Source organism: Halalkalicoccus sp. CGA53 (assembly GCF_036429475.1).
GTDB classification, from domain to species: domain Archaea; phylum Halobacteriota; class Halobacteria; order Halobacteriales; family Halalkalicoccaceae; genus Natronorarus; species Natronorarus salvus.
This window is the reverse complement of the sequence record NZ_CP144125.1, coordinates 2811595-2831306: the sequence shown is the minus strand read 5'-3', so window position 1 is coordinate 2831306 and position 19712 is coordinate 2811595. Positions and strand designations below refer to the sequence as shown.

Genomic DNA, 19712 nt, shown 5'->3' with positions numbered 1-19712 from the left:
CAGACCCTGCGCTCATACTGACGGTCCTGTTTGGGGTTTCTATCTATTTATTACGAAGATACCGTTACCACCTGCCAAATCGAAAAATGCGCCGAAACACTCGTCTCCGGGCAAATATCTCCGCAAAACGGTTACCTCGAAACGGAGTATTCGGGTTTGAGTGAACTCGTTTGGACGAGTGTGGCCCCGGTCAGGCGAGCGCTCGGTCGATCGCGCGCGAGAGGTCCCTGATCAGGTCTGCCTCGCTCTCGACACCGACGCTCACCCGGATCAGGCTGTCCGAGAGCCCCGCCGCGAGGCGCTGTTCGCGCGGGATCGCCGCGTGGGTCATCGGGGCGGGCTGTTCGATCAGGCTCTCGACGCCCCCCAGGCTCTCCGCGAGCGTGAAGATCTCCGTACCTTCGACGACGGCGCTCGCCTGCTCCAGGCTGCCGTCGAGTTCGAACGAGAGCATCCCGCCGAAGTCGTCCATCTGCGTTCGAGCTATCTCGTGACCCGGGTGGTCGGCGAGACCTGGATAGTAGACGCGGTCGACGTCCGGGCGGTCGTCGAGCCACTCCGCGAGCACGCGAGCGTTCTCGCAGTGACGGTCCATCCGCACGGGTAAGGTCTTCGTCCCGCGGAGCACCAGAAAGCAGTCGAACGGGCCGGGGGTCGCGCCGACGGCGTTCTGGTAGAAGCCGATCCGCTCGTCGAGGTCGGCGTCGTCGGTCACGAGCGCGCCGCCGATCACGTCCGAGTGTCCGCCGAGGTACTTCGTCAGCGAGTGACAGACGATATCCGCACCCAGTTCGAGCGGACGCTGGAGGTACGGCGTCGCGAACGTGTTGTCGATCGCACAGAGCGCGCCGTTATCGTGGGCGATCTCCGTGGCCGCCTCGACGTCGACGATCGACATCAGCGGGTTCGTGGGGGTCTCGAGCCAGAGCAGCGCGGTCTCCTCGCGCATGGCGTCCTCGATCGCCTCCAGATCGGTCATATCGACGAACGAGAACTCGACGTCGTACTCCTCGTAGACGCCCGTGAAGATCCGGTGGGTGCCGCCGTAGACGTCGTTCCCGCTCACGACGTGATCGCCCGCCGAGAGCAGGTTCAACACGGTGTTGATCGCGCCCATTCCGGAGGAGAACGCCCTGCCGTACTCGCCGCCCTCGAGCGAGGCGAGGTTCGCCTCCAGGTCCGTCCGCGTCGGGTTGCCGGTTCGGGAGTACTCGTAGCCGCGGTGCTCACCGGGGGCGTCCTGTTCGTACGTGGAATTGGCGTGGATCGGCGTCATCAGCGCGCCGGTCTCGGGATCGGGCTCCTGGCCGGCGTGGATCGCGCGAGTCTCGATCGCGTACTCTCTGTCGTCCATGTCGACACCGCGTCCCCGGGCCCGATTATACTACCGACTGGCCGTCGGACTCCGGGACCGGCCACGGTCTCCACCGATCGGCTCGCTGGCCGATCCGAGCTTCGTGCGTTTTATATCGCCGACCGGCAAAGGGGACTCACGACCATGCCGAAGTCCAAGGGACCTCTGCGGAAGACGCGGAAGAAGCTCTCGAACCACCCCCGCGAGCGGGGCACCTCGCCGCCACAGCGCGCGGTCGCCGAGTTCGAGGAGGGCCAGAAGGTCCACCTCAAACTCGACCCGAGCGTGCCCGACGGCCGGTTCCATCCCCGCTTCTCGGGCCGAACCGGCACCGTCCTCGGGAGGCAGGGCGCGGCCTACAAGGTCGGCGTCCGAGACGGGGGCAGCGAGAAGACGGTCATCGCGAAGCCCGCACACCTCCGCGCACAGACGGAATGACGATCTTCAAGGAGATCATCGACGAGGAGTACCTCACGATCTCGGAGACGAAGGCGCTGCTCTCGGAGATCGAACAGGAGCGTGCGCTGGACGAGGAGCGCGAGCTGCGCTACGAACTCGCCCGTGCGATCGAGCACGTCAACCGCTTTACCGTCCTCGACCCGGAGGACTCGCGCGCCCTCGTCGCCGACCTCCGCGAGCTGGAGAGCGTCGACGAGCCGATCGCCTACAAGATCGCGGACCTGCTCCCGCGGGACCGCGACGAGCTGCGCTCGATCTACGCTCAGGAGCGCTACTCGCTGTCGGGCGAGGAGCTCGACGAGATCCTCGACGTCGTCGCCGGCTACGTCTGAAATGGATCATCGCAGCCTACCGTGTCTCTCGGGCGTACAGATCACCGGTGTCATTCGATTCTCGGTCGAGGAACGCTGAGTCCCTACGACGGTCCCTATGAGTCGGCGAACGGACGCGCCTTCGCTCGTCGTATCCGTCGATATCGTCCCCGCGACGGCCAACGCTTTAAGTGGTCGCTGGACGTATCGTGAGAGAATGAGTGACGCCGACACCGAGGGGACGGCGGAGGCGATCGTCCTCGATCTCCTCCCCCACGGCCGGGCCGACGACGACCGCCCCCGGTACCAGAAGTCGCCGCTGGCGTTCGCGCTCGGGACCGCCGAGTTCCGCCTCTACGAGTTCGCCCTCGCCGACGACGCCGACATCTCCATCGCCGACTGGGTGAGCATCGACCCGCCCGAGGAGGGGATAGAGCGCTTCTCGGAGGTCGGCTACGACGAGCTGAGCGGGGGGGCTCGCTCGGAGCTGGAGTACGTCGTCTCGGACCTGCTCGACGAGGAGGAGTCGCGGTTCGTCGAGTTCTACAACGAGGCGGGTCCGATCACGCTCCGACTCCACCAGCTCGACCTGCTCCCCGGGATCGGCGAGAAGCTCCGAAACGCGATCCTCGACGAGCGAAAGCGGACGCCGTTCTCGACCTTCGAGGAGATCCACGAGCGGGTCTCCGGACTCCACGATCCGAGAGAGGTGATCGAGGAGCGGATCATGGAGGAGATCAGGGAAGAGGAGGTGAAGTACCGGCTGTTCGCCCGGCGGGGATAGCACCGACCGCGACCTGATACGGACCGCCGTAGCTGTGTACCGCTCGGACCGAGAGGCGGGCACCAGTTCGACCGGTACGGACGGATAGCAGTCCGTATGACAGGGCGCGAGAACGCGCGGGCCCAACGAGAAGGTTTACACAGAGCGGTCGTCTACGGCCGTGAGATGAGAGATCCGGACGGGTTACTGGCGCGGGCGGGGGTCCGCGGCGACCCGAACAGGGACCAGCACTTCCTGGTCGACGACCGCGTACTCGACCGGCTCCCCGGCTACGCGACCGAGGCCGGGATGGAGACGGATCACGTCCTCGAGGTCGGTGCGGGCACCGGCGCGCTCACGGATCGGCTGCTCGCGGTCTCCGAACGCGTCACCGCGGTCGAGCGCGACCCGGCGCTCGTCGAGTTCCTCGGCCGGGAGTTCGCCACCGGGATCGACGAGGGGAGACTCGCCCTCCTCGCCGGCGACGCCCTCTCGGTCGACTTCCCCGAGTACACCCTCTCGATCTCGAACCTGCCCTATGGGATCTCGAGCCCGATCCTCTTCCGGCTGCTCCCGCGAGAGCGTCCGCTGGTCGTGATGGTCCAGCGCGAGTTCGCAGAGCGGATGGTCGCCGAGCCCGGTACCGAGGAGTACGGTCGACTCTCGGTCTCCGCGGGACACTACGCGACGTGTGAGATCGTCGAGACGGTGCCACGGGAGGCGTTCTCGCCGCAGCCGGCGGTCGAGAGCGCGGTCGTGCGGACGACCCCCCGCGATCCCGAGTACGAGGTGCGTGACGACGCCTTCTTCCTGCGGTTCGTGAAGGCGCTCTTTACCCAGCGACGCAAGACGCTCCGGAACGCGATCCGGAACACCGCGCACATCTCCGGGCTCTCCGATCCGGAGCGGCTCGTCGACGCCACCGAGGCGGACCTGCTCGGACGGCGTCCAGGCGAACTCGCCCCCGCGACGTTCGCGGCGCTCGCCGAACGCGCGCTGGAGGTCGAGGGGGCGTGAGCGAACTCGCTGCGGTCCTCGACTCGCTCTCGGAGACGGTGACGACGACGGCCGGACGGGTGGCGGTGACGCTCGCGTTGGTGCTGGCCGTTTCGCTGGTCGGCTGGCTCTCGACCCGGCTCAGACGCTGGATCGACGACGACGTCCACAACGTCCTGGTCGATCTGGCGATCTCGGCGGTGGTCCCGGCGGCGTTCGTCCTGGCGGGGGCGATCTCACTCGGGGTCTGGGGACAGGCCCGGGCGGTCGAGTCGGTGTTCACGACCGCCGGGATCGGCCGCGAGGCGATCAGCCAGCTCGTCCTCACCTTCCTGATCCTCGCCGGGACGTTCGTCCTCGTCCGCTCGTTCCACCGGCTGATCACCGACATCTTCGCCGAGCAGGAGGCGATCAGCGACCACCAGACGGAGGTCACCTACCGCGTCTCACAGATCACGACGTACGTCGTCGCGATCGTCGTCGTCCTCGGGGTGTGGAACGTCGACCTGAGCGGGCTGCTGATCGGGGCGGGCGTCCTCGGCGTGATCGTCGGGATGGCCGCCCAGCAGACGCTCGCGGCGGTGCTCGCCGGCTTCGTCCTGATGTTCTCCCGGCCGTTCGAGGTCGGCGACTGGATCGAGGTCGAAGGCGGCACCGAGGGGATCACCGAGGGGACGGTCACGGACATCACGATGGTGAGCACGCGGCTCCGGACGTTCGACGGCGAGCACGTCGTCCTGCCGAACAACGTGATCAGCTCGCAGGAGATCATCAACCGAACGAGGGAAGGGAGGCTCCGGATCGGCGTCCCGGTAGGCGTGGACTACGAGGCCGACCTGGATCACGTCTCGAAGACGCTGAAGGCGGCGATCGAACGGGTGGACATCGCCCTCGACGTGCCCGCCCCGCGGGTCGTCGTCACCGGCTTCGGCGACTCCTCGATCGACTTCCACGCTAGGGTCTGGATCGACAAACCGAGCACTAGACGGCGCTGGCGCGCGAAGGAGGGGATGATAAAGGAGATCAACGCCGCGTTCGCCCGCGAGGGGATCAAGATCCCGTACCCACAGCGCGAGCTCACCGGGCGCGAGGAGAGCGGCGGGCTCAGACTGGCGAACGGCGAGTCGATCCGGGTCGGCGAGGTGGTCACCGACCGATCGAACCCCGACGAGGAGGCCGAGCGGCCGCCACAGACCGACGGCGGGGACGGATGACCGGACGCGACCTCGCGGAGCGCCGGGGGATGGAGACCGAGGTGTACGAACCCGCCGAGGACTCGCACCTGCTCGCGGAGACCGCCGCGGGGCGGATCGGTTCGGACGACCGGGTCCTCGACTGCGGGACCGGGTCGGGCTACGTCGGGACGCACGTCGCCGCGGTCAGCGGTGCTCGCGTGGTCGCGTCGGACGTGAACCCCCACGCCTGTCGACGCGCGAGGGGCGAGGACCTCGAGGCCGTCCGTGGGGACTTGCTCGGCCCCTTCTCCGACGAGAGCTTCGACGCGGTGCTGTTCAACCCGCCGTACCTCCCGACCGATCCCGAGAACGAGTGGGACGACTGGATGGAGCGTGCGCTCTCGGGCGGGGAGTCCGGCCGGGCGGTGATCGAACCCTTCCTCCGGGCGGTCGGCCGGGTGCTCGCACCCGGCGGGCGCGCGTTCGTGCTCGTGAGCAGCCTCACGGGCTACGAGGCGGTGCTCGACCTCGCCCGCGAGGCCGGTCTCGCCGCCGAATCGCTCCGCGACGAGTCCTACCCGTTCGAGACGCTCACCGTGCTCTCGCTCTCACGTCGCTCGCGAACGGCGCACGATTGATAACTCTCGGGCATAGGACGATATGGGAAATATTAAAGAGTCGCATGGCGTAGCGGCGATGAGATGCCAGAACTCGTATCGAGCACGCCGGGGCTCTACCCGCTCCCGGACTGGGCGAAAGAGCGACTCTCATCGCTGAAGGGCCACCAGAAACACGACCTCATCGACGGCGACGAGGACGAGGCGATCGAGGCCGTCTACGAGGAGGTTCGCGAGGAACTGATCGGCGATCAGGCCGGTATCGACCTCGTCGTGGAGGGCCAGGCGCGGTGGGACGACATGCTCGCCCACCCGCTGACCGTCCACGAGAACGTCGATACCGGAGGTATCGTCCGCTACTACGACAACAACAACTTCTACCGCGACCCGGTCGTCGAGGGCCCGCTCGTCGAGAGCGGCGACGTCGCCGCCGAACTCGCGGCCGCCGCCGAACACACCGATTCGCTTTCGGCGGTGCTCCCGGGACCGTACTCGCTCGCCGATCTCGCGACCGACGAACACTACGGCGAGGGGGAGTTCCTCGAGGCGGTCGCCGAGTTCCTCGCGGGAGAGATCGACCGCTTTCCCGACCACGAGACGCTCACCCTGCTCGAGCCGTCGCTGGTCGTCGATCCACCGGGAGACGGCGAGGACGAACGTGCGAGCGAGGCGATCGATCTCGTCGCCGGGGCGACCGACGCCGACGTCGTCGTCCACACCTACTGGGGAGCGCTCACCGAGAAGGTCCACGCCCACCTGCTCGACGCCGACGTCGACGCCATCGGCTACGACTTCGTGAGCGAGGTCGACGACAACCTCTACAACGTACAGGAGTACGGGACGAAGGATTCGATCGCGCTGGGGCTGGTCGACGGACAGAACACGCTCGTCGAGAGCCCCGAGACGGTGCGCGACCGGGTCGAGTGGATCACCGACCGGCTCCCGGCTCAGGAGTTCGACCGGATCACCCTCAGCTCGAACACGGAGCTGTTCTACCTGCCCGAGAACAGGTACGAGGAGAAACTGGCGACGCTCGCAGCCGCGGCGACCGAGCGGACGACGGAGGTGAACGCATGAGTCAGCAGGCCAGAGAACAGTTCAGGCGCGAGGACCACGAGAACGAGACGTTCGTCCTCACGACCGTGGTGGGGAGCTACCCGAAGCCGACGTGGCTCAACCGGGTGCGAGAGCTCTACGAGGACCCCGACCACGGCTTCGACGACGAGGACTGGGCGGAGGCGACCGACGACGCCTCCCGGCTGATCGCGAACGAGCACGAGCGGGCGGGCCTCGACGTCGTCGTCGACGGGGAGATGCGGAGGACGGAGATGGTCGAGTACTTCGCCCACCGGATCGACGGCTACCAGTTCAACGGCCCCGTCAAGGTCTGGGGGCACAACTACTTCGACAAGCCGAGCGTCGTGAGCGAGGTCCGGTACGGAGAGACGTGGCTGGTCGACGAGTACGAGTTCACCGCGGGCGTGACGGAGCGGCCGGTGAAGGTGCCGATCACGGGGCCGTACACGCTCGCGAACTGGAGTTTCAACGAGGCGTACGAGGACACGGAGGCGCTCGCGTACGACCTCGCGGATCTGGTGAACGAGGAGATCGAGAAGCTCGTCGAGGCGGGTGCGCGCTACATCCAGATCGACGAACCCGCGCTCGCGACGACGCCCGACGACCACGCCATCGTCGGCGGCTGTCTGGAGCGGATCGCGAAGGGGATTCCCGACGACGTCTACCTCGGACTTCACGTCTGTTACGGCGACTACTCGCGGATCTATCCCGAGATCCTCGACTATCCGGTCGACGAGTTCGACCTCGAACTCGCAAACGGCGACTACGACCAGCTCGACGTCTTCCGCGAACCCGAGTTCACCGCGAACCTCGCGCTCGGCGTCACCGACGCCCACGACGCGCGCGTCGAGTCGGTCCCCGAGATCAAGGAGAACATCAAGAGGGGCCTCGAGATCGTCCCGGCCGACCGGCTGACGGTGAGCCCGGACTGCGGGCTGAAGCTCCTGCCGAGGAACGTCGCCTACGGGAAGACGAAGAACATGGTCGATGCGGCCCGTGAGATCGAGGCCGAGATCGACGCGGGCGAACTCGACACGCGTCTCCGGCCCGCGAGCGCGGACTGAGAGGGGCGATCTCGTCCGTCCGATGCGGTCGTTTCGCTCCGGTCGACTCGGGTAACTAACGATCCCGACGAACTCGGAAACCCATCGGGAAACCGACCACGTCCGTCGGAACCGGTGTCGACCGCACGTATAGAAATATATATCCCCTCCGAGTACTGCCGCCCACGGTATGACAGACCACACCACGAACGGGCCGCGCGTCTCCCGGCGTCGCGTGCTCGCGGGAACGGGGGGAACGGCCGGATTCCTGCTCCTCGCCGGCTGCGTCGAGGACATCGATGACGGTGACGACGGGGAGCCGGCCGGGGCCGACGACGAGGGCGCCGACGACGTAGAGACCGACGACACCGACGAGGCGGACGACACGGACGCCGACGACGGGGAGGCGTACGTCATCGGGATGGTCGACTCGCTTACGGGGTCGCTCGCGCCCTACGGCGAGCGGAACCAGGCGGGGCTCGAACTCGCGCTGGAGGACGTGAACGCGGCCGGCGTCGGCCCCGACGACCGCGAACTCGAGGTGATCGTCGAGGACTCCGAGACGCGAAACGAGGCGGGTGTGAGCGCCGCCCAGCGCCTCGTCCAGCAGGAGGGAGTGCCGATCCTGATCGCCGCGGTGGGAAGCGGCGTCTCGATGGCGATCCACGACAGCGTCGTCGAGGACGCGGACGTCGTCCAGATCAGCCAGAACAGCACGGGGGCGGTGCTTTCGGAGGCGCCGGACCTCCTGCGGACGAGCCCGAGCGGCGCGGCGAAGGGGGCGGCGCTCGCCGACCTCATCGCCGAGGAGGGCCACGATAGCGTCGCCGTCACCTGGGTGAACAACGACTACGGGCTCTCGCTGTCGGAGGTGTTCGAATCGGAGTTCGACGGCGAGGTCGCCTACAACGAGCCCCACGAGGAGGGCGACGCCTCCTACAGCGGCGAGCTCTCGGAGATGGCCGACTCCGGCGCCGACGCCTGGCTCTTCATCACGTACGCCGACGAGTTCATCGTCTTCGTCAACGAGGCGTTCGACCAGGGCTACCACGAGGAGTTTCGCTACTACGGCGCCGAGAGCACGATCGCAGACACGATCCTCGAGAACACCGAACCCGGCAGCCACGACGGGATGATGGGCGTCACCGAGAGCGCGCCGCTCGACCAGGAGAGCTACCAGGAGTTCGAGTCCCGGTTCGAGGAGGAGTTCGGCGAGACCCCGACGGTCTGGTCGGCGTACACCTACGACGCGATCACGCTGAGCGCGATTGCGATCGAGGCCGCGGGGGAGTTCGACGCCGCTGCGATCGAGGAGGTGATCCGCGACGTGACCCGTCCCGAGGGCGAGGAGGTGTTCAGCTTCGAGGAGGCGAAGGAGGTGCTGGCCGACGGCGGACCCGACGACGTCGACTACCAGGGGGTGAGCGGGCCGATCGACCTCGACGAGAACGGCGATCCGACCGGCTTCTACCAGATCTACTCCGTCGAGGACCACGAGTACGCCTACGGCGAGTTCCTCGAGGGATGACCGACTCGCGATCGGACCGGCGAGATCACGGGAGGGTCTCGAGGTAAGCCGTGTGCGCGCTCCAGCTCGTCGCCGACGGCGTCATCTTCAGCTGTATCATCGTCCTGGGTGCGATCGGCCTCTCGCTCGTCTACAACATCGCGAACTTCCCCAACTTCGCCCACGGTGACCTGATGGCCGTCGGGGCCTTCGGCGCGATCACCGCGAACACGGTGCTCGGACTCCCGTTCGTCGTCGCCGCGATCGTCGGGATCGGCGTCGGTGCGGCGGTGGGCGTCGCGACCGAGCGCGTCGTCTTCGAACCGCTCGACGTCGGACCGCTTGAGCTGCTCATCGCGAGCATCGGCGTCGCGCTCTGTTACCGCGCCGTGCTCATCACCGGTTTCGGCTCCGACCCCAGGAGCTACGACGTCGGTGGACGGGGCCGCGTCGAGGTACTCCACGAGGCGACCGGGATCGCCGCCTCGCCCCGGAGCATCGCCATCGTCGCGAGCACGGTCGTGCTCGTCCTCTCGCTGCACCTGTTGTTGCAGTACACCTCGCTCGGGCGGAAGATGCGCGCGACCGCCGACGACCCCGACCTCGCGCGGGTGAGCGGGATCCGGACGAGAACCGTGACGACCGCGATGTGGGTCATCGGTGGCGGGCTCGCCGCCGCCGGCGGGGTCTTCCTCGGACTCGACACGATCGTCCGTCCGCAGATGGGCTTCGACATCCTGCTCGTGCTGTTCGCGGCGGTGATCCTCGGCGGGATCGGGAGCGTCTACGGCGCGATGCTCGGCGGCTTCGCCATCGGGATGGCTCACGAGCTCACCCCGCTCGTGCCGGGGATCGGCACCGAGTACAAGGCCGCCGTCGCCTTCGTCATCATGATCCTGATCCTGCTGTTCCGACCGAGCGGTATCATGGGAGGAAAGGAGTCCGCATGAGCGTCGTCGACGCGGTCCGCGGCCACGTCGACTCGTACTCGCAGGGCGAACGCTTCGCGGCGGTGCTGGTGATCGGCTTCGTCTCGGCGGTCGCCCTCGCGCTCGTCTCCGGCCAGCTCAGCGGGGGCTACCTGCTGTTCCTGCTCGGCCTCGCCGGGATGTACGTCCTACTCTCGCTCGGGCTGAACGTCCAGTGGGGCTACGCCGGGCTGGTGAACTTCAGCGTCGTCGCGTTCTGGGGGATCGGCGCCTACAGCGCGGCGCTCGTGACCGCCCCGAGCGCGCCGATCCCGCTCGAACTACACCCGATCGTCGGCCTCCTCGTGGCGATCGTCGCGAGCGCGGTCGTCGCCCTCCTAATCGCGGTTCCGACGCTCCGGCTCCGGGGCGACTACCTCGCCATCGCGACGCTCGGTTTCGCGGAGGTGATCAGGCTCGTCATGCTCAACGAGCGCTGGCTCACCGCCGGCGGTCTCGGCATCGCCGGCATCCCGCCGATCCTCAGGGGGGTCGGCGAGGCGATCCCGCAGGTCCGTCTCAACCTCGGGATCGCCCAGATCGAACTCACCCGCGGGCTCACGAACTCGCTCCTCGAGTTCCTCGCGGTCACGACGCTCGTCCTCCTGGTCTTCCTCCTGCTTCGGCGGATCCAGTGCTCGCCGTGGGGACGCGTCCTCCGGACGATCCGCGCCGACGAGGACCTCGCTCGCGCGCTCGGCAAGGACACCTTCCGGTTCAAGCTCCAGGCGTTCGTCCTCGGGAGCGTGATCATGGCGATCGCCGGCGTCTTCTACGTCCACTTCAACCGGTATCTCGATCCCTCGGATCTCATGGCGATCGAGACGTTCTACGTCTGGATCGCGGTGATCCTCGGGGGCAGCGGCAGCAACCGCGGCGCGATCCTCGGCGGGCTCTCGGTGATCGCGATCCTCGAGGGGACCCGGCTGGTCAACGCGCTCCCGCTGCTCGCGGGGGTCGACATCGCTCCGCTCCGGCTCTTCCTGATCGGGCTGCTCGTGATCCTCGTGGTCCGGTACAAGCCGGACGGACTGTTGCCCCCCCAGCACGAACACATCTGGCCGGAGGCGGCCCGGGAGGCGGACAGATGACCGTCTCCGAGCAGGACGACCGATCCGGGTCCGAACGCGGGGAGCCGTTGCTCTCGATCGACGGGCTCAGGAAGGAGTTCGGCGGACTCGTCGCGGTCGACGACGCCACGTTCTCGGTCGAGCGCGGCTCGATCACGGGGCTGATCGGCCCGAACGGGGCCGGGAAGTCGACGCTGTTCGACCTCGTCTCCGGCTTCCACACCCCCGACGCCGGGACGGTCGAACTCTCCGGGCGCGACGTCACCGGGGTCGCACCCCACGAGGTGGCCCACGAGGGGCTGATCAGGACCTTCCAGACCCCACGTCGCCTCGAGGGGATGACCGTCAGGGAGAACATGCTGATCGGGCCGGCCGGACAGACCGGCGAGTCGGTGCTCTCGCTGCTGACCGCCCCGGGGACCGTCGAGGACGAGGAGCGAGCGAACCTCCGGCGTGCCGAGGAGATGCTCGAACGCTTCGAGATCGCACACCTCGCGAGACAGCCCGCGACCGAGCTCTCGGGCGGCCAGCTCAAACTCCTCGAGCTCGCTCGCGCGATGATGGCCGACCCCGACGTGCTGTTGCTCGACGAGCCGGTCGCGGGGGTCAACCCCGTCCTCGAGGCGAAACTCGCCTCCTACGTCCGCGAGCTGAACGACTCGGGGATCACGTTCCTGATCATCGAACACGACATGGAGTTCATCATGGGGCTCGCCGATCCGATCGTCGTCCTCGATCGGGGGACGGTGCTCGTCGAGGGCTCGCCCGAGACGGTGCGGGGCGACGATCGCGTGATCGAGGCGTACCTCGGCGGGGGTAGACGATGACCGCCGAGGCCGGAGTCACTGACCTGGGTGGGTCAGAGGCGTCGACGGAACCGGTCCTCGAACTCCGCGAGGTGGACGGCGGCTACGGTGACCTGCAGGTGCTCTACGACCTCTCGCTCGAACTCGGCGAGGGCGAGGTCGTCTGCCTGATCGGCCCGAACGGCGCCGGCAAGAGCACCGTGCTGCGGACGGTCTTCGGCCTCATCGAACCGTGGAGCGGCCGGGTGCTCCTCCGGGACGAGGAGATCTCGGGGACCGCCCCCGAGGAGGTCGTCCGGCTGGGCGTCGGCTACGTGCCCCAGGTCAGGAACGTCTTCGGGTCGCTCACCGTCCACGAGAACCTCCAGGTCGGCGGGGTCGCACGCGAGGACGGCGAGGAGGTGATCGTCGACCTCTACGACCGGTTCCCGCTGCTCGCGGAGAAACGCGGCGCGAAGGCCCGGAGCCTCTCGGGGGGACAACGGCAGGTGCTCGCGCTCGCCCGCGCGCTCGTGATGGAGCCCGACGTGCTGTTGATCGACGAGCCTTCCGCGGGGCTCGCGCCGACCGTCGTCGAGGACGTCTTCGAGAGCGTCCGGACCGTCAACGAGCTCGGGACCTCGATCCTGATGATCGAGCAGAACGCCCGCGCCGGGCTCGGTATCTCGGATCGGGGCTACGTCCTCGACCAGGGGACGGTGAAGTTCGCCGGCGACGCGAGGGAGATCCTCGACCACCCGGAGGTCGCGGAGCTCTACCTCGGCGGCTGAGAGAACCGAGGCGGTTTCGAGCGATCAGCTCGAAGGGATCTCTCGTGCGATCCCTGCTCGAACGGTATCGCCTGCGATCTCAGGGGGAAGGGTTACCCTGGCTCCGTCCGGTCTCTACCGTATGGGCACGCGCTACGAGGAGGGCGACGTGGTGGCGACGCCGAACGGTCGGGGCGTCGTCGCCGCCGTCCTCACCGAGGGGTTCGAGTTCCCGCAGGACGAAGACGACGAGGCCGAGGTGTCCGCATCCGACGGCCGGCCCGCTCACGTCGTCGGCCTCGAATCGGGCGGCTCGGCCGTCTACCGCGCCTCGGCGCTCTCCACGACGGGGTTCGAGGACGAGCCCGAGAGCACCGACGGCGAAGCGCTCACGGAGGTCGTCGACGAGTCGGTGAACGGTCTCGACTCGCTCCCCGAGGGCTGGGACAGAGAGAGCGTCCTCGAGTACTGGGCGGGGATCGGCGGTACCTGGGAGGCGTGCGTCGAGGAGATGCGCGAGGAGTTCGGCGAGGAGCGTGCGAAAGAGCACTGTTCGGCGATGAAGGACGAACTGCTCGGGACCGAACGCTGGCGGAACCGGGTCTGATCGGATCACCCGCCCGAGCCTGCGGTCGTCGTCTCGATCTCGGCCTCCGCGGGGCCCTCGTAGGTCACCGCCAGCCCGAGACACGCGTCCTACGCTTCCCACGACGTGCTCGACGCCGGCGGGGACGTCGAGGACGCTCGGTCACGGAGGGAGTCGCTCGTCCCGGCTACCCGTTTCCGTCCGGTCGGCCTGCCCCGACACCCCCGGCGTCCGAGCCGACCGGCCGGCGTTCGGGGACCGCCCACTCGATCTCGACCCGATCGCCGACCTCGGAGCGGAGCCACGGCTCGTTCACGACCTCGAACGTCCTGTTGCGAGCCTCGGGGGTGAAGAGCGCGCCGACCATCAGCCGGGCGACGTCCGCGCGAGCGATCGGGCCGTAGGCCGTCTCGCCGCCGTCGGTGACGACCGGTACGCCGGTCGCGGGGCCGTCCGTGAGCTTCCCCGGACGAACGATCACGTGATCGAGTCTGGAGGCTCTGAGCCTCGCCTCGGACTCCCCTTTCGCTCGTAACGACCGCCGGATCAGCGCACGGAAGGGAGCCGGCATCGCCTCCCGGGAGTCGCCGACGCCGATCGCACTCTCGTAGACGAACAGGTCGATGCCGACCGACGCTGCGGCGTCGATCAGCCGCCGGACGCCCTCGCCGTCGACCAGTCGACGACCGACGAGGTGTCCCGGTCCGGGCGGCGTGCCGACCGCACAGAGCACCGCGTCACAGCCCTCGACGAGCGACCTCGCGTCGTCAAGTTCGAGCAGGTCCGCCACGGCGACCTCGTCGACCCCACGCCGGGCGAGGTCGGCGGCCTTCTCGGTCGATCGGGTCTGTGCCCGAACGTGCAGGTCGGTGTTGCGGAGCTGGGTGAGGATCTCCCGACCGGTCCCCCCGGTCGCGCCCGCGACGAGCACGCTGTCGATGTCGGCCATACGCCGCTCGACGTTCTCGATCGGCAAAGGAAACGGGCCGGCAACCGAAACCGAGGACGGCCGACCGAAAACCTACTCGTAGAGCCAGGGCTCGTCGATCCGCTCGTACTCGACGAGTTCTCGCTCCTCGAAGAAGAGGTCGATCTCGCGCTCGGCCGAGCCCTCCTCGGTGTCCGAGCCGTGGACGACGTTTCGCCCGAGGTCGAGGCCGAAGTCGCCCCGGATCGTCCCCGGTGCCGACTCGGCAGGATCGGTCTCGCCCATCATCGTTCGCACCTGGGCGACCGCGTCCTGTCCCTCCCAGACCATCGCGAAGACCGGTCCCGAGGTGATGAACTCGGTGAGGTCCTCGAAGAACGGTTTGTCCTCGTGCTCGCCGTAGTGCTCTCTCGCGAGGTCGTCGTCGATGACCATGAACTTGCCCGCGACGAGTTTGAGTCCTCGGGATTCGAACCGGGAGACGATCTCGCCGATCAGACCGCGCTGAACGCCGTCGGGCTTGACCATCACGAAGGTGCGCTCGCTCACGCCTCGGCTTCCTCCTCGTCGGTCGCCTCCGCGTCCTCGGGTTCCTCCGACTCCGTGGCTGCCTCGTCGTCTACGCCGTCCTCGTCTCCTTCGGCCGTCTCCTCGCTCTCGTCAGTGTCCGGGCCCTCAGCCTCGGTCTCGGGTTCGGGCTCGTCGGGCATCTCCGGCTCCTCGGTGGCGCTGGCGGCGCCGACCTCGCCCGCGGCCTTCTCGGCGGCGCGTGCTCGGCCTGCCTTCTCGCCCCTGCCCGCCTCGGTCCACTCCAGGTCGCGGGCCTCGCGACCGAGGAGGTAGTTCTTCTCCGCCTTCGAGTCGGCGAAGTGGAGCACGGTGCCGTCGGTCCGGACGTACATGATCCCGGTACCGGGTTCGATCTCCTTGCCGCTGTAGTCACAGGTTCTCTGTTCGACCATCACTGGCCTCCGATCGAGTCCGCCTCGCGGGCGGTCTCCCTGAGCTGGAGCACGTCGCCGACGCGCACCGGCCCCAGCACGTTCCGGGTGATGATCCGCCCCTTGTTCTCGCCCTCCCGGATGCGACATTTCACCTGCATCGCCTCGCCGTGCATGCCGGTCTTGCCGACGATCTCGATCACTTCGGCGGGCGTCGATCCGCTCGTTCCTTCCTCAGCGCTCATCCGTACTCACCTCACCGAAGGTCCTCGGCCTTGGTGGCGATGTCCTCGACCTCCGCGGACGCCTCGCCCGCGTCGACGATCGCCGCGGCGGCGCTGCCGACCTCGAGGCCGGCGGCCGCCCCGACGTCGTCCTGGGTCTCGATGAACAGGTAGGGGATGCCCTTCTCGTCGGCGAGTTCGGGGAGGTGGAGCACGATCTCCTCGGGCTGGACGTCCTCCGCGATGAGGACGAGCTGTGCGTTACCTCGCTCGATCGCCTTCGTCGCCTCGTTGGTGCCTTTCTTCACGACGCCCGTGTCGCGGGCGACTTCGAGCGCCTCGAGGGCGTCGTCCTGGAGCTCAGCCGGAACGTCGAATTGAACGTATACTGCCATTTGTTGGTTCCTCCTGCACGCGGGTTCTCGCATCCCCCGCCAGTGTCGATCCCGTGTGGCTAGGAGCGTCATGACCCCGCGCAGGCTGTAGGGAGTCGTACCGCCGCCCCGCATAAAAGCGTGTCCAAACGGCCGGCAGCGTGTCACGGGGAACCGATGTCCGGACCGTCGTCGGTCAGCCGAGCAACGGGTTCGGCGTCGCGTCGAACGGGCTCTCGACCTCGATCCCGTTCTCGCGCAGCAGCGCGGTCGTGAGCCGGTCGTGGAGGAACGCCTGCTCGTCGACGTCGAAGCCACGGTACGTGACCTCCGTCACCCAGCCCTTCAGCGACAGGTCGAACCCTGCTGTCAGTACGAGGATACCGTCGAACTCCGGTTCGTAGCCGGCGTCCTCGGAGTAGACCGGTTCGAACGCGTAGGCGGGGTGGAGTTCGTCGCCCAGCAGGTCGTCGAGATACGTTCCGTTCACGGACTCGGCGGCGGCGTACGCGTCCTCGGTCGCTCCCTCGACGGGGGAGGGAAAGAGCACCTGTCCGACCGTCTCCTCGTGGAGGCCGTAGACCCCGCGCGAGGTGTGCATGTCGATCAGGAGATCCGGCTCGTGGGCGAGGAGGAGCTCCCAGACCGCTTCGGCGATCTCGGTCTCGGGCTCCTCGCCGACCGGAAACTGCCGATTGAGGTCGCCGTCCGGGCCGTAGCGTGTCTTCGCCTCGACCGCCGGCCGGTTCGTCTCCGGGACGACGACGACCGTTCCCGAGCCGACCTCGTACCCGGTCGCGACGTGTGCGGCCTCGATCCCGCCCACCTCGTTGCCGTGGACCCCGCCGAGGACGACGGCCGTCGGTCCCTCGACCCCGCTCCGGAGGTGGTAGACCGCGGTCTCGTACTCCGTTCCGTCCATCATCGTGGTGACCTCGCGTCCGGCCTCCGGCACCGACTCGGTCGGCGTGGGGGTGTCGGTCTCCCGGTCGGTCGGCGTGGGCGTGTCGGGGTCGGCGCCCTCGGAGGGCTCGCTCACACAGCCCGCGAGCGCGAGGAGCCCCGTTCCCAGTGCGGAGAGGACGGCGCGTCTTCCCCGGATCCCTTCACTCACTGCCGCTTGATATGACCTGCGACGGCAAGAAGCTCCCGCTTCGGAGGGAAACGCCCATGGGTGAGAGCGCGCTACCCCGTCCATGGACCCCGGGTCGGTCGCCGCCGCGTTGCTCGCGGAGGCCCGCACACTGAACGAGCGTCGGCTGCTCGTCCTCTCGGGCGACCGCGACCGGTGTGAGTCGGCGCTCAGGGAGGTCGTCTCCGCGGTCGAGGTACCGAGATCGAAGACGACGCTCGTGAGCGATCGATCGATCCTCGCCTGCGAGCGGGTCGACCCGGTACGAACCGCGGAGCTACTCGGACGGACGCGAACGGTGGTCGTCTACGACGCCCACGACGTCTGTATCCCGAACGCGCTCGGTCGGGTGACGGGAGCGGTCGACGGCGGCGGGCTGCTCGTTCTGCTCACGCCGTCGCTCGACGCGTGGCCCGACCGGCGCGACGGCTTCGACGAGGGGCTCGCGGTCCCTCCGTTCGAGGCGGAGGAGGTGGGATCGCGGTTTCGCACCAGGCTGGTCGAGACCCTCCGTGCACACCGTGGCGTCGCGACCGTGGACGTGGATGCTGCTCGCGTCGAGTCCGACGGCCTCACAGGCGCACATCCGCGAGCCACCTGCGAGGTCGTCCGTCCTCCCGAGAGCCGTCGGTTCCCGGAGGCCGCCTACGGAGCCTGCCTGACCGCCGATCAGGCGGCGGCGGTGGAGGCGTTCGAGGATCTCATCGAGGGCGGTCGGGCGCTCGTGGTCGAGTCCGACAGGGGGCGAGGCAAGTCGAGCGCGGCGGGGATCGCGGCGGGTGCGCTCGCCGCCGAGGGCGAGACGGTGGTCGTCACCGCTCCCGCACCCAGGAACGCCGACGAGGTGTTCGCACGCGCCCGTGCGCTCCTCTCGGAACTCGGCGCGCTCTCGGCGGGGGCCGAGCGCGACCTGGAGAGCGACGAGGGCGGCTCCGTTCGGTTCGTCGCCGCGACCGAGGCCGTGGCCGCGGAGCCGGACGTGCTGATCGTCGACGAGGCCGCGGCGCTCCCGGTCTCGCTGCTTACCGGCTACCTCTCGGTCCCGAGGGTGGCGTTCGCCACGACGATCCACGGCTACGAGGGGGCCGGACGGGGGTTCTCCGTCCGGTTCCGGGGCCGCCTCGACGAGGCCGCCCACGAGCTCCGCGAGGTCAGACTGGACACGCCGATCCGCTACGCCCCGGGCGATCCAGTCGAGGTCTGGTCGTTCCACGCGCTCGCGCTCGACGCCCGGCCGGCGGTCGAGGGGGTGGTGAGCGGGGCGGGTCCCGAGAACGTCCGGTACGAGCGGCTCGATCCGGAGCGGCTGATGGGGGACGAGCGACTCCTCTCCGAGGCGTTCGGCCTGCTCGTGAGCGCGCACTACCGGACCGAACCGGACGACCTCGCCCGCCTGCTCGACGCGCCGAACCTCTCGGTCCGGGCGCTGACGTGGGAGGGTCACGTCGTGAGCGTCGCGTTGCTCGCACGCGAGGGTGGTCTGGACGCCGACCGGCGCGAGCGTCTCTCCGGTGGCGAACGGATCCGCGGGAACATGATCCCCGACCTGCTCACGAGTCAGCTCAGGGATCCGGACGCCGGGGCGCCGGTCGGCGTTCGGATCGTCAGGGTCGCGACCCATCACGCGGTCAGATCGCGAGGACTCGGTTCCCACCTCCTCGGTCGGATCGAAGCGGAGGTCGGACCGGACGTCGACTGGCTGGGGACGGGCTTCGGCGCGACGCCCGCGCTCCTCTCGTTCTGGCACGGCAACGGCTACAGGAGCGTCCACCTCTCGACGACGCGGAACGACGCCAGCGGCGAGCACTCGGTGGTGTTGCTCCGACCCACGGACGAGGCGGGACGGGCGCTCTCCGAGTACCACGGGACGTGGTTCGCCGACCGGATCGAGGGGATGCTCACCGACGCCCTCCGCGAGGTGGACCCGGACGTGGTGCGGGTGGTACTTCGGGCGACAGAGGCGGAGACGACGCCCTCGCTCTGCGACCGGGACCGCCGCCTCGTAGAGAGCGCTGCGGCGGGCTTCGCGACGCTCGAGGTCGATCCGTCCCCGTTCAGACGGCTGGCACTCACACACCTCCTCGATCCGACGGACGGGGCGATCACCGCCCGCGAGGAGCGCGTCCTCGTCTCACGAGTGCTCCAGGCCCACAGCTGGGAGGAGGTCGCCGACCGGGAGGGCTACGTCTCGGCACGGATGTGCATGCGCGCGTTCGGCGAGACGATCGGGAGGCTACTCGATCGACACGACGCGACGGCCACGGCACCGGGCGGGGAGGCGAGCCGATGAGCGGGGAGCGACCGACGTGTGCCGAGGAGGGCTGTGATCGGCCCGCGGCGGTCCGTCTACACGTGCCGTGGGCCGAAGAGCGCGACGTCTGTACCGCACACGGTCGGAGTGCGGCCCAGCAGGAGGGGGTCGTCGCCGAGCCGCTCGAGGATGCGTTCGAGGACTGGCAGTGAGCCGAGGTGCGTGCCGCCGTCCGACGGCGTAGCTCGCCGTCGACCACTCGAATCGGGTGACTGTGACCTGATCGAGCGGGCCTTCACTCCATCAGGCCGGATTCGATAGGTGCCGACCGTTCGATCCGCGAGGACGTCCAGTGATGCCCGCGAGGGCCGCTCGCCGATC

Annotated in this window: 23 protein-coding genes; 16 read left to right on the top strand and 7 right to left on the bottom strand. The window is 68.5% G+C overall.

What is annotated here, in order from left to right; all coding sequences use genetic code 11:
• Nucleotides 1-190: 190 nt before the first annotated feature.
• Complete coding sequence (locus V2L32_RS16330; RefSeq protein WP_331233578.1) at nt 191-1354, bottom strand: cystathionine gamma-synthase; 1164 nt, start codon at nt 1352-1354, stop codon at nt 191-193.
• Nucleotides 1355-1498: 144 nt separating this feature from the next.
• On the opposite strand from V2L32_RS16330, the gene V2L32_RS16325 reads away from it, so the two are divergent.
• The 14 genes from V2L32_RS16325 to V2L32_RS16260 all read left to right on the top strand — a co-directional run bounded on the left by V2L32_RS16325 (nt 1499) and on the right by V2L32_RS16260 (nt 13502).
• Nucleotides 1499-1792 (top strand): 50S ribosomal protein L21e, encoded by a 294-nt coding sequence (locus V2L32_RS16325; protein WP_331233577.1) that lies wholly within the window; start codon nt 1499-1501, stop codon nt 1790-1792.
• Nucleotides 1789-2145 (top strand): RNA polymerase Rpb4 family protein, encoded by a 357-nt coding sequence (locus V2L32_RS16320; protein WP_331233576.1) that lies wholly within the window; start codon nt 1789-1791, stop codon nt 2143-2145. Before V2L32_RS16325 ends, V2L32_RS16320 begins: the two co-directional genes overlap by 4 nt.
• Nucleotides 2146-2341: 196 nt before the next feature.
• Complete coding sequence (locus V2L32_RS16315; RefSeq protein WP_331233575.1) at nt 2342-2908, top strand: DUF655 domain-containing protein; 567 nt, start codon at nt 2342-2344, stop codon at nt 2906-2908.
• Between the two features lie 165 nt (nt 2909-3073).
• Nucleotides 3074-3904 carry a 16S ribosomal RNA methyltransferase A gene (locus V2L32_RS16310; RefSeq protein ID WP_331233574.1) on the top strand — a complete coding sequence of 277 codons (831 nt, stop codon included), beginning with the start codon at nt 3074-3076 and terminating at the stop codon, nt 3902-3904.
• Entirely contained in the window at nt 3901-5097 is a 1197-nt protein-coding gene (locus V2L32_RS16305) for a mechanosensitive ion channel family protein (RefSeq protein ID WP_331233572.1), read from the top strand. The genes V2L32_RS16310 and V2L32_RS16305 overlap by 4 nt, the downstream gene beginning before the upstream one ends.
• Complete coding sequence (locus V2L32_RS16300; RefSeq protein ID WP_331233571.1) at nt 5094-5696, top strand: HemK2/MTQ2 family protein methyltransferase; 603 nt, start codon at nt 5094-5096, stop codon at nt 5694-5696. The genes V2L32_RS16305 and V2L32_RS16300 overlap by 4 nt, the downstream gene beginning before the upstream one ends.
• Nucleotides 5697-5759: 63 nt before the next feature.
• On the top strand, nt 5760-6752 hold the full coding sequence (locus V2L32_RS16295) for a 5-methyltetrahydropteroyltriglutamate--homocysteine methyltransferase (protein ID WP_331233570.1): 993 nt from the start codon (nt 5760-5762) through the stop codon (nt 6750-6752).
• A complete protein-coding gene (locus tag V2L32_RS16290) occupies nt 6749-7816 on the top strand; it encodes a methionine synthase (protein ID WP_331233569.1) in 1068 nt (355 codons plus the stop codon). Before V2L32_RS16295 ends, V2L32_RS16290 begins: the two co-directional genes overlap by 4 nt.
• 169 nt (nt 7817-7985) lie before the next feature.
• Nucleotides 7986-9323, top strand: coding sequence for an ABC transporter substrate-binding protein (locus V2L32_RS16285; protein ID WP_331233568.1), 1338 nt, complete (start codon nt 7986-7988; stop codon nt 9321-9323).
• A 50-nt stretch (nt 9324-9373) separates the two neighbouring features.
• Complete coding sequence (locus V2L32_RS16280) at nt 9374-10252, top strand: branched-chain amino acid ABC transporter permease (RefSeq protein ID WP_331233567.1); 879 nt, start codon at nt 9374-9376, stop codon at nt 10250-10252.
• Entirely contained in the window at nt 10249-11361 is a 1113-nt protein-coding gene (locus V2L32_RS16275) for a branched-chain amino acid ABC transporter permease (RefSeq protein ID WP_331233566.1), read from the top strand. The genes V2L32_RS16280 and V2L32_RS16275 overlap by 4 nt, the downstream gene beginning before the upstream one ends.
• Nucleotides 11358-12167: an ABC transporter ATP-binding protein gene (locus V2L32_RS16270; protein WP_331233565.1), complete on the top strand. Its 810-nt coding sequence runs from the start codon at nt 11358-11360 to the stop codon at nt 12165-12167. The genes V2L32_RS16275 and V2L32_RS16270 overlap by 4 nt, the downstream gene beginning before the upstream one ends.
• Nucleotides 12164-12916: an ABC transporter ATP-binding protein gene (locus tag V2L32_RS16265; protein WP_331233564.1), complete on the top strand. Its 753-nt coding sequence runs from the start codon at nt 12164-12166 to the stop codon at nt 12914-12916. The genes V2L32_RS16270 and V2L32_RS16265 overlap by 4 nt, the downstream gene beginning before the upstream one ends.
• 121 nt (nt 12917-13037) lie before the next feature.
• A complete protein-coding gene (locus V2L32_RS16260; RefSeq protein ID WP_331233561.1) occupies nt 13038-13502 on the top strand; it encodes a hypothetical protein in 465 nt (154 codons plus the stop codon).
• Between the two features lie 166 nt (nt 13503-13668).
• Here the strand turns inward: V2L32_RS16260 and V2L32_RS16255 are convergent, their stop codons facing one another.
• The 6 genes from V2L32_RS16255 to V2L32_RS16230 all read right to left on the bottom strand — a co-directional run bounded on the left by V2L32_RS16255 (nt 13669) and on the right by V2L32_RS16230 (nt 17062).
• Nucleotides 13669-14430 carry an SDR family oxidoreductase gene (locus V2L32_RS16255; RefSeq protein WP_331233560.1) on the bottom strand — a complete coding sequence of 254 codons (762 nt, stop codon included), beginning with the start codon at nt 14428-14430 and terminating at the stop codon, nt 13669-13671.
• A gap of 72 nt (nt 14431-14502) precedes the next feature.
• A complete protein-coding gene (ndk, locus tag V2L32_RS16250; protein WP_331233559.1) occupies nt 14503-14958 on the bottom strand; it encodes a nucleoside-diphosphate kinase in 456 nt (151 codons plus the stop codon).
• Nucleotides 14955-15371 carry a 50S ribosomal protein L24e gene (locus V2L32_RS16245; RefSeq protein ID WP_331233558.1) on the bottom strand — a complete coding sequence of 139 codons (417 nt, stop codon included), beginning with the start codon at nt 15369-15371 and terminating at the stop codon, nt 14955-14957. The genes ndk and V2L32_RS16245 overlap by 4 nt, the downstream gene beginning before the upstream one ends.
• The gene (locus tag V2L32_RS16240) at nt 15371-15595 is read right to left on the bottom strand and encodes a 30S ribosomal protein S28e (RefSeq protein WP_331233557.1); all 225 of its coding nucleotides are present in this window, start codon (nt 15593-15595) and stop codon (nt 15371-15373) included. The genes V2L32_RS16245 and V2L32_RS16240 overlap by 1 nt, the downstream gene beginning before the upstream one ends.
• An 11-nt stretch (nt 15596-15606) precedes the next feature.
• Nucleotides 15607-15969, bottom strand: a complete 363-nt coding sequence (gene rpl7ae / locus V2L32_RS16235) for a 50S ribosomal protein L7Ae (RefSeq protein WP_331233556.1) — start codon at nt 15967-15969, stop codon at nt 15607-15609.
• Nucleotides 15970-16144: 175 nt separating this feature from the next.
• The gene (locus V2L32_RS16230; RefSeq protein ID WP_331233555.1) at nt 16145-17062 is read right to left on the bottom strand and encodes a M99 family carboxypeptidase catalytic domain-containing protein; all 918 of its coding nucleotides are present in this window, start codon (nt 17060-17062) and stop codon (nt 16145-16147) included.
• Nucleotides 17063-17144: 82 nt separating this feature from the next.
• Between V2L32_RS16230 and tmcA the strand changes: the two genes are divergently transcribed.
• Both tmcA and V2L32_RS16220 read left to right on the top strand, forming a co-directional pair.
• Nucleotides 17145-19370, top strand: coding sequence for a tRNA(Met) cytidine acetyltransferase TmcA (gene tmcA / locus V2L32_RS16225; RefSeq protein WP_331233554.1), 2226 nt, complete (start codon nt 17145-17147; stop codon nt 19368-19370).
• Nucleotides 19367-19543 (top strand): hypothetical protein, encoded by a 177-nt coding sequence (locus tag V2L32_RS16220; RefSeq protein ID WP_331233553.1) that lies wholly within the window; start codon nt 19367-19369, stop codon nt 19541-19543. Before tmcA ends, V2L32_RS16220 begins: the two co-directional genes overlap by 4 nt.
• Nucleotides 19544-19712: the final 169 nt, after the last annotated feature.

Coding starts and splice junctions, on each gene's coding strand:
- V2L32_RS16255 (WP_331233560.1), bottom strand. CDS start 14,430: ATGGCCGACATCGACAGCGTGCTCGTCGCGGGCGCGACCGGGGGGACC.
- V2L32_RS16270 (WP_331233565.1), top strand. CDS start 11,358: ATGACCGTCTCCGAGCAGGACGACCGATCCGGGTCCGAACGCGGGGAG.
- V2L32_RS16330 (WP_331233578.1), bottom strand. CDS start 1,354: ATGGACGACAGAGAGTACGCGATCGAGACTCGCGCGATCCACGCCGGC.
- V2L32_RS16245 (WP_331233558.1), bottom strand. CDS start 15,371: ATGGTCGAACAGAGAACCTGTGACTACAGCGGCAAGGAGATCGAACCC.
- V2L32_RS16275 (WP_331233566.1), top strand. CDS start 10,249: ATGAGCGTCGTCGACGCGGTCCGCGGCCACGTCGACTCGTACTCGCAG.
- V2L32_RS16295 (WP_331233570.1), top strand. CDS start 5,760: ATGCCAGAACTCGTATCGAGCACGCCGGGGCTCTACCCGCTCCCGGAC.
- V2L32_RS16320 (WP_331233576.1), top strand. CDS start 1,789: ATGACGATCTTCAAGGAGATCATCGACGAGGAGTACCTCACGATCTCG.
- V2L32_RS16325 (WP_331233577.1), top strand. CDS start 1,499: ATGCCGAAGTCCAAGGGACCTCTGCGGAAGACGCGGAAGAAGCTCTCG.
- V2L32_RS16220 (WP_331233553.1), top strand. CDS start 19,367: ATGAGCGGGGAGCGACCGACGTGTGCCGAGGAGGGCTGTGATCGGCCC.
- V2L32_RS16285 (WP_331233568.1), top strand. CDS start 7,986: ATGACAGACCACACCACGAACGGGCCGCGCGTCTCCCGGCGTCGCGTG.
- tmcA (WP_331233554.1), top strand. CDS start 17,145: ATGGACCCCGGGTCGGTCGCCGCCGCGTTGCTCGCGGAGGCCCGCACA.
- V2L32_RS16240 (WP_331233557.1), bottom strand. CDS start 15,595: ATGAGCGCTGAGGAAGGAACGAGCGGATCGACGCCCGCCGAAGTGATC.
- V2L32_RS16265 (WP_331233564.1), top strand. CDS start 12,164: ATGACCGCCGAGGCCGGAGTCACTGACCTGGGTGGGTCAGAGGCGTCG.
- rpl7ae (WP_331233556.1), bottom strand. CDS start 15,969: ATGGCAGTATACGTTCAATTCGACGTTCCGGCTGAGCTCCAGGACGAC.
- V2L32_RS16300 (WP_331233571.1), top strand. CDS start 5,094: ATGACCGGACGCGACCTCGCGGAGCGCCGGGGGATGGAGACCGAGGTG.
- V2L32_RS16260 (WP_331233561.1), top strand. CDS start 13,038: ATGGGCACGCGCTACGAGGAGGGCGACGTGGTGGCGACGCCGAACGGT.
- V2L32_RS16290 (WP_331233569.1), top strand. CDS start 6,749: ATGAGTCAGCAGGCCAGAGAACAGTTCAGGCGCGAGGACCACGAGAAC.
- V2L32_RS16310 (WP_331233574.1), top strand. CDS start 3,074: ATGAGAGATCCGGACGGGTTACTGGCGCGGGCGGGGGTCCGCGGCGAC.
- V2L32_RS16315 (WP_331233575.1), top strand. CDS start 2,342: ATGAGTGACGCCGACACCGAGGGGACGGCGGAGGCGATCGTCCTCGAT.